The organism is Thermophilibacter provencensis (assembly GCF_030372065.1).
In the GTDB taxonomy this organism is placed as follows: Bacteria; Actinomycetota; Coriobacteriia; order Coriobacteriales; family Atopobiaceae; genus Thermophilibacter; species Thermophilibacter provencensis_A.
In genome coordinates, this window is record NZ_JAUDEA010000031.1 from 1 (window position 1) to 6667 (window position 6667).

Below are 6667 nucleotides of genomic sequence, written 5' to 3' on the forward strand. Positions count from 1 at the left end.
CCCGTCGCCCCAGGCCTGTCCCGGAAGCTCTGAGGGGGAAAGCGCGTCCCCTTCTCACGCACCCATGAACGACGGCATGCGTCCGGCGGCCGTTGCCTCCGCGATGTCGAGAAGCGCGTGCGCCACGGCCTCCTCGTCGGCGCGACCGATGTGCCAGCGCGCGCACTCACGCACCGCCGGCACCGCGTTGGCCACCGCCACGGAGCGCGGGTAGTGGCGCAGCACCGCGAGGTCATTCTCGGCATCACCAAAGCAGCAGACCTCGTCAGGCGTGAGGCCCAGGCGCTCCATGAGGAAGTCGCCGCCGTGGTCCTTGCCAAACCCGTGGGGCGTGAGATCTATATGGGGCGTGCCAGGCATCGGGCACACAAAGTCGAGCTCGGCGAGGGCTGCCCCCAGCACCGCAGCGACCTCCCGGCAGCGCTCGAAGCTCCCCACCACGCGCACGTTTGCCTTGTAGCAGGGCTCGTCGGGAACCTCGGAAAGCGCCGTCTCCACACGCCAGAAGTTGTCCGGGTGCGCGAGCACAAAGCCAAGATCCGCACCAACTGCGACCTTCTCGCCGCCGTACTCCATGACCAGGTAGGCGTCATCAACCCCGCGCAGCTCGTCGGCCACGGCAACGAGCGCCTCGTGCGCGATGGGCACCTTCTCCACGAGCTCGCCGTCGAGGTAGACAAGCTGGCCGTTGCTCGTCACCGCCGTGGCGCACGCCGACTCGTCTCCCGCAAACATGCGCGGGAGGTCACGGAAGATGCGCCCCGTGCAGGGAACAAAGTGGACGCCCGCGGCCTGCAGCGCGTGAATGGCGTCCAGGGCAAACGGCGTGACCGTGTGGTCCGGCTGCCAGATGAGCGTGGAATCAAGGTCGGAGAGTACGAGCCTAATCACGGGAGGTCCCTTCGAAGCGTGCCGTGCGCGGACGCGCGCAGGACTCGCGCGCCCCATGTCAAACGCCCGCGCACGACACGACTTGAAGAAGGCAGGTGCGACGGTCGGGGGCCGTCGCACCCAAAAGAAGCCGCACGCCAGGCGTTGGGGATCCGACATGCGACCATTCTAGATATAACCCCACCACGGCGCCACATGCTCCCACAAAGTCGCAGACGGTAACCGCGTGGTCACGAAAGGGTCAAAGCGCCGCGCCCATGCGCGCGGGCAGGGCGAGAAGTGCCGCGAGCGCGATGGCGGGGGCCATGGGAATGCCGGGGGCAGCGGAGGCAACCTGCGGCGCGTCCCTCCCGTTGCGCCGGCAAACCCGCCGCACGCCAGCCGCCAGCAGCCAGCTCAGAACCCCCAGCAGACACGAGAGCGCAACCACCGCAAGCCCCGCCACGGGCCCAAACCAGAGCCCGAGCGCCGAGAGCAGCTTGACGCCTCCCCCCCCGCCCCCCGGAGCCCCGCCCCGTCGCGCGGACGCCCGCGCCGCGAGCAGGAGCACGGCAAGCGCGGCGGCCCCTCCCGCAAGCGAGCGCGCCGCCGCGCCCTCTGCCGCGCCCAGCGCGAGCCCGGAGAGCGCCACCGCGAGCGCGCATCCGTTGGGAATCACGCGACGGCGCAGGTCCGTCACCGTCGACCACGCCAGCGCGCCAAGAAGCACGGCGAGACACGCCCTGTCCATGAGACCCTCCCTCACACGAAGCCACCAAGCCCCACGCCCTCCAGAGAAGCACCTCCGCGCGGCGCGCAAAAGGGCAGCAAGGACGCTCATGTGCGCACCCGCTGCAAAAACGGCACCATTTACCTGCGGCGATACAGCATGGGACCCACCGTGGCAGATTCGTGTAAGCTAAGGCCACACCGCATACGCCCGCATAGAGAGGACCGCATGAGCGAGAGAGCGCCACAGCGTCGCAACCCGCGCATCGAGGTGCTGCGCCTGGTGGCCATCGCGGGCATCTCGGTCTTCCACACCTTCCAGACCTGGTTTGACGCCGCAACGGGCGGCACGTGGCAGGCCAGCCCGCCCGCGCTCTTCGCCCTTGGGCTCATCAGCCTGCTCGGCGCCTACGGCAACCATGTCTTCTTCCTCATATCAGGCTACTTCCTCGTCCCGCGCGCCGCTGCCGCCGCCCGAGACCCCGGCTACTGGGCCGACCAGGCAAGAAGGACCGCCCGGCGCGCGCTCCCCATCCTGGCGAGCGTTCTTCTCTACGCGCTTCTCGCGCTTGCCGTGAGCACGTGGCTCGTCCCGATGGAGCGCGTCTCGCTCGCAAAGACGCAGTGGCTCGTTGGCGGCCTCCAGTTCATATGGGTCTACCTCGCCGTTGTTGTGGCAACCCCGGTGATTGGCTTGGTGTGGGCCCACGTGCGACGTCCCCGTATTGCCGTGGCCGTGCTCGTGGCGCTCGTCTTTGCCGTCAACGCCTACATTGCGTTTGTCTCCCCCGGAAGCGAGGAGCGCGGCCTCCTTGAGTGGCGCAAGCTCATGAGCGCGGTGAGCTACCTCGTGGCATTTCTTACCGGTGGAGCGCTCTCCGGGCGAGCGCTGCCCCGCACGCGGGCACTCCTGGGCGCCTGCGTTGGCGCCGCCCTGCTGACGGAGAGCGTGGCCGGGCTTTCCGGCAACACGGCCCTGCTCGCGGCGCTCTCCTTCAAGTCCACGTCGCTCGTCTCGTTTGCGCTCGCGGTGGCGTCGCTGGCCGTGGCCGCCGGGCTTTCCGCGGACGGCGCCGACAGACGGCCGGAGGGCGAGAAGACCACCCGCCTCGCTCGCCTTGCCTGCGAGCTCACCCCCTCAATCCTGGGCTTCTACGTGGTTCAGTCCCTGTTTGGCTCCATTTGGCACCCACTCGTGGACGATCTTTGCACCGCGGCGCTCGCATACGGCGAGGCCGCCCTCCTTGTTGTTGGCGTTGTCGCGAGCCTCGTCTTTCTCGCCTGCGTGCTTGCCTTTGACCGGCTCGTGAGGATTCCCCTGCTGCGCCTTCTCCATCTCGCCTGAGCGGGAGAGGGGAAGCCGCACCTTTGTCCTGGGCACGGGGTATACTTTCCCTCGCTTCATGTGAGGGGGTATTCATGACAGATTGGCTCGTGAGGACGTTTGTCCCGGATGCGGACAACGTGGCAAGCCCGGCCGTGCGCACACGCTACGGGTTGGTGGCAAGCATCACGTGCATCGCGTGCAACGTGGCGCTCTGCCTGGGCAAGGGCGCGGTGGGGCTTCTCTTTGGCTCCGTCTCCATCGTGGCGGACGCCGTCAACAACCTCTCCGACGCCTCGAGCAACGTGGTGAGCCTGCTGGGCTTCAAGCTTGCGAGCCGCCCAGCAGACGAGGAGCACCCTTACGGCCACGGGCGCTACGAGTACCTGGCCGGCCTTATGGTGGCGGTGCTGGTGTGCGCCATCGGACTCAACCTGCTCGGCTCCTCCGTCGAGAAGATCCTCCATCCCGAGCCCACCGAGTTCGGTCCGGCCGTGGTGGTGGTCCTTGTTGGGTCCATGCTCGTGAAGCTCTGGATGTCCGCCTTCAACCGTCGGCTTGGCCGCGCGATTTCATCCGACACCCTCGAGGCCACGGCCGTGGACTCCAGAAACGACGTCATCTCCACCGCCGCCGTTCTCGCCTCCGCTGTGATCTCCCAGCTCGCTGGCTTTGACCTCGACGGCTGGGCGGGCCTTGCCGTAGGCGGCTTCATCTGCTGGAGCGGCATCGAGCTCGTGCAGGAGGCGATAAGCCCGCTCTTGGGCAAGGTGCCCGACCCCGCCTACGTGGAGCACATCCGCACCAAAATCATGAGCTACCCCGGTGTGCTGGGCACGCATGACCTCATGGTCCACGACTACGGCCCCGGCCGTCAATTCGCGAGCGCGCACGTTGAGATGGCGGCCGAGGGGGACCCGCTCCAGCAGCACGATCTTCTCGACAACATCGAGCAGGACTTCAAGACCGAGGAGGGCCTGGTGATGACGCTGCACTACGACCCCATCGTCACCAACGACCCGCAGGTCCGCGACATGCGCCACTGGATCGACCTTACCGTGAAGGGAATCGACCCGGCCCTTTCCATCCACGATCTGCGCTGCGTGCCCGGACCCACGCACACCAACGTCATCTTTGACTGCGTGCGACCCGCCGACTTTGCGCTCACTGCCGGCGAGCTGCGCAAGCGCATCTCCGAGCTCGTGCGCGAGCGTTACCCGCGCGCCATCTGCAAGATCACGATCGACGATTCCTACGTCTCTTCCCGCCAGTGATGACGGGGGTGGCGACGGGGTTGGTGACAAAGGTGACAGGGTTAGTTGGTGACAAAGGTGACAGGGTAGGTTGTCATGAAATACTTTTCATGACAACCTACCCTGTCACCTTTGTCACCAACTAACCCTGTCACCTTTGTCACCAACCCCGTCGCCCCTGCCACCAACTTTCCCCGTTGCCGCCACCAGATTGGAGTTTTGATGCCCGGAACATACAAGTCAAAGCAGATGATCGTCATGAGGCGTGACCTCAAGATGCGCAAGGGGAAGATCGCCGCGCAGGCCGGCCACGCGTGCGTCGAGGCGGTTCTCATGGCGCTCGTGCGCGAGGGTCGCGCCGCCGACCTCCAAGCCACCGACAACTGGGCATGGCTCTACCACGACGAGGACGACACTTCCCCGCTCACCGACTGGTTTGACGCGGGCGTGGCAAAGGTCTGCGTCTACGTGGACTCCGAGGAGGAGCTTCTCGACCTCGCCCGCCGCGGACGCGAGCTCGGCTTTGCCGTCGCGCTGGTCCGCGACGCCGGCCACACCGAGTTCCACGGCGAGCCCACCTACACCTGCCTCGCCTTTGAGCCGCTCCCCGCCGAGCAGATCGACCCGCTGACCGGCGACCTCCCGCTGTACTAGCTCGCACGGCGGAGTTGGTGACAAAGGTGACAGGGTAGGTTGTCATGAAAATTATTTCATGACAACCTACCCTGTCACCTTTGTCACCAACTCGCCCCGTCGCCCTCAATGTTTCGGTCGCGTAATTCCTACTTGCATGGTGGGTTTATGCGTGCGACCCTAGTCGCACGTCAACAGAGGAGGCACCATGCGCATCGCACGCACCGTCGAGGCACTTATCGGCTTCACTCCGCTCGTGGACCTCACCGCCCTTCTCGACGACTGTAGCGCGCGCGTGCTCGGCAAGCTCGAGTCCGCCAACCCCGGCGGCTCCGCCAAGGACCGCGTGGCCCGCGCCATGGTGGACGCCGCGGAGCGCGAGGGGCGCCTCTCCCCTGGCGGCACCATCATCGAGCCCACGAGCGGCAACACCGGCGTTGGCCTGGCCATGATTGCCGCGGCGCGCGGCTACCGCCTCATCCTCACCATGCCGGACACCATGAGCGTGGAGCGACGAGCGCTTGCCACCGCCTACGGCGCCACGATCGAGCTCACCCCTGGCGCCGACGGCATGGCGGGCGCGGTGGCGCGCGCCGAGGAGCTTGCGGCAACGACCCCCAACTCCATCATCGCCGGCCAGTTTGACAACCCCGCAAACCCGCAGGCACACTACGAGACCACCGGCCCTGAGATCTGGGCCGACACCGAGGGCGCCGTCGACGCGCTCGTTGCGGGCGTGGGCACCGGCGGCACGCTCTGCGGCGCCGCGCGCTTCCTCAAGGAGAAGAACCCGGCGCTTCTCGCCATTGCGGTGGAGCCGGCCGAGTCCCAGGTGCTTGCTGGCGGGCAGGCCGGAGCGCACGCCATCCAGGGCATTGGCGCCAACTTTGTGCCCGGCAACTTTGACCGCTCCCTCGTCGACGAGATCATGCCCGTCACCTCGCGCGACGCCATCGAGATGAAGCGGCGTCTTGGCCGCGAGCTGGGCCTGCTCGTCGGCATCTCGTCGGGTGCGGCTGCGCTCGCGGCCTGTGAGCTTGCGCGCCGCCCCGAGCTCGCGGGAAAGACCATCGTGACCGTGCTGCCGGACACCGGCGAGCGCTATCTCTCAATGGAGGCATGATGCAGGTCGCAGCCACCACGCACGACGCATCCCCGCGCGTCGAGAAGAACGTGCCCTCCCTACGCGAGCTCATCCGCGAGGACGCCCAGGCGGCCTTTGAGCGCGACCCGTCGGCGGAAAGCGTCGAGGACATCACGCGCTTCTCGGTGGGGTTCAAGATCGTGCGCGCGTACCGCCGCCAGCACTGGCTCTACGAGCACGGGCACCGTACGTTGGCCCTTTGGCTCGCCATGCGCTCGCGCACGCGCTACGGCGCGGACATCCACCCCGCCGCGCGGATTGGCCGACGCTTTACCATCGACCACGGCATCGGCGTAGTCATTGGCGGGACGGCCATCATCGGTGACGACTGCCTCATGTACCAGGGCGCCACGCTCGGTATGACCGGCAAACACGGTGGCAAGCGCCACCCCACGCTCGGAAGCGGTGTCATGGTGGGCGCGGGTTCGATCGTGCTCGGCGCCATCAACGTGGGTGACGGCGCCTATATTGGCGCCGGTTCCGTCGTGGTGGATGACGTCCCGCCCAACACCACCGTGGTCGGCAACCCTGCGCGCGTGGTCCGCGTGCATGCGTGCCCTCTCGTGAGCGACGTGGTTCGCGTCACCGACGACTTTGGCAAGACCTGGATCATGGAGACGTAGCCACAAGTGGGCCGTGCCGGCGGGGCGAGTGGTGACAGGGGTGAAGTGATGGCAAGGGCGACGGGGTGGGTTGGTGACAAAGGTGATGACA

General features: G+C 67.1%; 7 protein-coding genes. 5 read left to right on the forward strand and 2 right to left on the reverse strand.

From position 1 onward, the window contains the following. Positions 1-54: 54 nt before the first annotated feature. Positions 55-891 carry an HAD family hydrolase gene (locus QUW25_RS09895; RefSeq protein ID WP_289512051.1) on the reverse strand — a complete coding sequence of 279 codons (837 nt, stop codon included), beginning with the start codon at positions 889-891 and terminating at the stop codon, positions 55-57. 241 nt (positions 892-1132) lie between these two features. After that, positions 1133-1621 carry a prepilin peptidase gene (locus tag QUW25_RS09900; protein ID WP_289512052.1) on the reverse strand — a complete coding sequence of 163 codons (489 nt, stop codon included), beginning with the start codon at positions 1619-1621 and terminating at the stop codon, positions 1133-1135. A gap of 207 nt (positions 1622-1828) precedes the next feature. On the opposite strand from QUW25_RS09900, the gene QUW25_RS09905 reads away from it, so the two are divergent. From QUW25_RS09905 to epsC, 5 genes are all read left to right on the forward strand, one after another. Continuing rightward, positions 1829-2944, forward strand: a complete 1116-nt coding sequence (locus tag QUW25_RS09905; RefSeq protein ID WP_289512053.1) for an acyltransferase family protein — start codon at positions 1829-1831, stop codon at positions 2942-2944. Positions 2945-3018: 74 nt separating this feature from the next. Next, on the forward strand, positions 3019-4197 hold the full coding sequence (locus QUW25_RS09910; protein WP_289512054.1) for a cation diffusion facilitator family transporter: 1179 nt from the start codon (positions 3019-3021) through the stop codon (positions 4195-4197). Between the two features lie 201 nt (positions 4198-4398). Beyond that, positions 4399-4830: an aminoacyl-tRNA hydrolase gene (gene pth2 / locus QUW25_RS09915; RefSeq protein WP_289512055.1), complete on the forward strand. Its 432-nt coding sequence runs from the start codon at positions 4399-4401 to the stop codon at positions 4828-4830. Between the two features lie 187 nt (positions 4831-5017). Further along, positions 5018-5932 carry a cysteine synthase A gene (cysK, locus tag QUW25_RS09920; RefSeq protein ID WP_289512056.1) on the forward strand — a complete coding sequence of 305 codons (915 nt, stop codon included), beginning with the start codon at positions 5018-5020 and terminating at the stop codon, positions 5930-5932. Then, complete coding sequence (gene epsC, locus QUW25_RS09925; RefSeq protein WP_289512057.1) at positions 5932-6576, forward strand: serine O-acetyltransferase EpsC; 645 nt, start codon at positions 5932-5934, stop codon at positions 6574-6576. Before cysK ends, epsC begins: the two co-directional genes overlap by 1 nt. Positions 6577-6667: the final 91 nt, after the last annotated feature.